Genomic DNA, 2,098 nt, shown 5'->3' with positions numbered 1-2,098 from the left:
ATCCACCATGCGCGTCCTGCCGATGCCGATCCTCCGCCGCGCGCTCGTCGTCGCCACGGTCCTGGCCTCCGCGCCCGCCGCCGCGCAGGGACGGCCGCTGGACGGGTTCGACGCCTACGTGCAGAACGCCATGCGCGACTGGCACGTGCCGGGAATGGCCATCGCCATCGTCAAGGACGATTCGGTGGTGTACGCGCGCGGCTTCGGGGTGAGGACGGTGGGAGGGAACGACCGCGTGGACGAACACACCTCGTTCGCCATCGCCTCTACCACCAAGGCGTTCACCGCCACCGCGCTGGCCATGCTGGTGGACGAGGGGAAAGTGCGGTGGGACGATCCCGTCTCCATGCACCTGCCCGGGTTCCGCCTTTCCGATCCCGGGCTGACCGGGCAGCTGACCGTGCGCGACCTGCTCACCCACCGCACGGGGCTGCCGGGAAGCGATGCCCTCTGGTTCGCGTCTCCCAACACCAGCGACGACATCCTGCGGCGGCTGCGCTACGTGCGCCCGTTCGCCGCGCCCCGCACGCGCTACCAGTACAACAACGTCGGCTACATGGTGGCGGGGCGGGTGGTGCAGCAGGCGTCGGGGATGCCGTGGAGCGAGTTCGTACGCCAGCGCATCCTGCAGCCGCTGGGGATGGGCGAGACACTGACCGGCTACGCGGGGCTCGGCGAGCGGCCGAACGTGGCCACGCCCCACGTGGAGGTGAACGACACGGTGATGCCCGTGCCGTACCTGGACTTCGACAACATCGGCCCGGCGGGGTCCATGAACTCGTCGGTCAGCGACATGGCGCGGTGGATCCGCTTTCAGCTGGACAGCGGCCGGGTGGGCGGGCGCCGGCTGGTGAGCGCGGCCAGCCATCGCGAGATGCTGACCCCGCAGGTCGTCATCCCCGCCGCCTCGTTCTATCCGGAGCCCACGCGGCTGTCGCGCCCCAACTTCACCGCCTACGGGCTGGGGTGGTTCCTGCAGGACTACAGGGGACGGAAGCTGGCGATGCATACGGGAAGCATCGACGGGATGACGGCCATCCTGGCGCTGGTGCCCGAAGAGCGGCTGGGGCTGGTGATCTACGCCAACCTGGATCACGCCGAGGTGCGGCACGCGCTGATGTACCGCATCGTCGACGAGTTCCTGGGCGGCCCGCGGCGCGACTGGAGCGCCGAGCTGCGCCCCGCGTATGCGCAGGCGGCGGAGCGCGAGCGCGCCGCCGAGCGCGAGCGGAGGTCGCACCGGGCCGCCGGCACCCGGCATTCGCTGCCGCTGCAGGCGTACGCCGGCACCTACGTGGACCCCGACAGCATCCAGTCCGCCGTGGTTCTCCGGGTGCGCGACGGGGTGCTGGTGGCGGAGCTGGGCGGGCGCAACACGGCGCCGCTGGAGCACTGGCACCACGACGTGTTCCTGGCCCGCTGGGCCAACCGCGCCATGGGCGAAAGCTTCCTCTCGTTCGTCATCGACGAGCGCGGCGGCGTCCCCCGGATGCGGATGGCCGCCAACGAACGGGTGCGCGCGCCCGACGCGCCGGCGCCGTAGCCCGGCGTCCGTGCGAGGACGCCTGGTTGACTTGTGCGGAAAATCGATTATTTTGAGGGTCTGGTCATGGGATTGATGGAGAATCGGGAGACCCGGGGCACGTCGCGCGGGTCTTCAATCGTTTCCTCAGAAGGGAGAAGACGTGGTCGAGATTCAGCTTGCAGAGACTGACCGCCTGGATTGGGCGCTCAAGCAGTTCCGCCGTCGGATGATTCGTTCGGGTCTGTTCAAGGACATGCGCCGCAAGCGGCACTACGAGAAGCCCAGCGAGGCGCGGAAGCTCAAGGAGAAGGCCGCCGAGCGCCGCCGTCACAAGGACCGCAAGCGCGCCGCCCGCCGGTTCGACTTCTGATCCGCAAGCAGAGAGGCCCAATCCCCGGCGGATCGGGCCTCTTGCATTTCTCGCCGCACAGATCCTGATGGAAAGCGGTTCACGCGGAGCCGCGGAGAAGAATGGAGAGCCGCGGAGGGGACACCTCCGCGGCTCGTCTGTTTCTCCGCGCCTCCGCGTGATGCCATTTTCGATGCGGACGAAAAAGGACGAGGCCCGGGCAT

The 2,098-nt window shown here is 69.2% G+C and carries 2 protein-coding genes; both read left to right on the top strand.

What is annotated here, in order from left to right; genetic code table 11:
- A partial coding sequence (locus tag VIB55_RS05635; RefSeq protein ID WP_331875688.1) for a serine hydrolase occupies positions 1-1,543 on the top strand: 1,543 nt, incomplete at its 5' end.
- A 142-nt stretch (positions 1,544-1,685) separates the two neighbouring features.
- Positions 1,686-1,895: a 30S ribosomal protein S21 gene (gene rpsU / locus VIB55_RS05630; protein ID WP_331022848.1), complete on the top strand. Its 210-nt coding sequence runs from the start codon at positions 1,686-1,688 to the stop codon at positions 1,893-1,895.
- The last annotated feature ends 203 nt before the right edge of the window (positions 1,896-2,098 follow it).

Origin of the sequence: Longimicrobium sp., assembly GCF_036554565.1 — a bacterium.
Lineage (GTDB): Bacteria > Gemmatimonadota > Gemmatimonadetes > Longimicrobiales > Longimicrobiaceae > Longimicrobium.
Note: the sequence above shows the minus strand (reverse complement) of the source record. Positions and strands in the feature narration are given on the sequence as shown.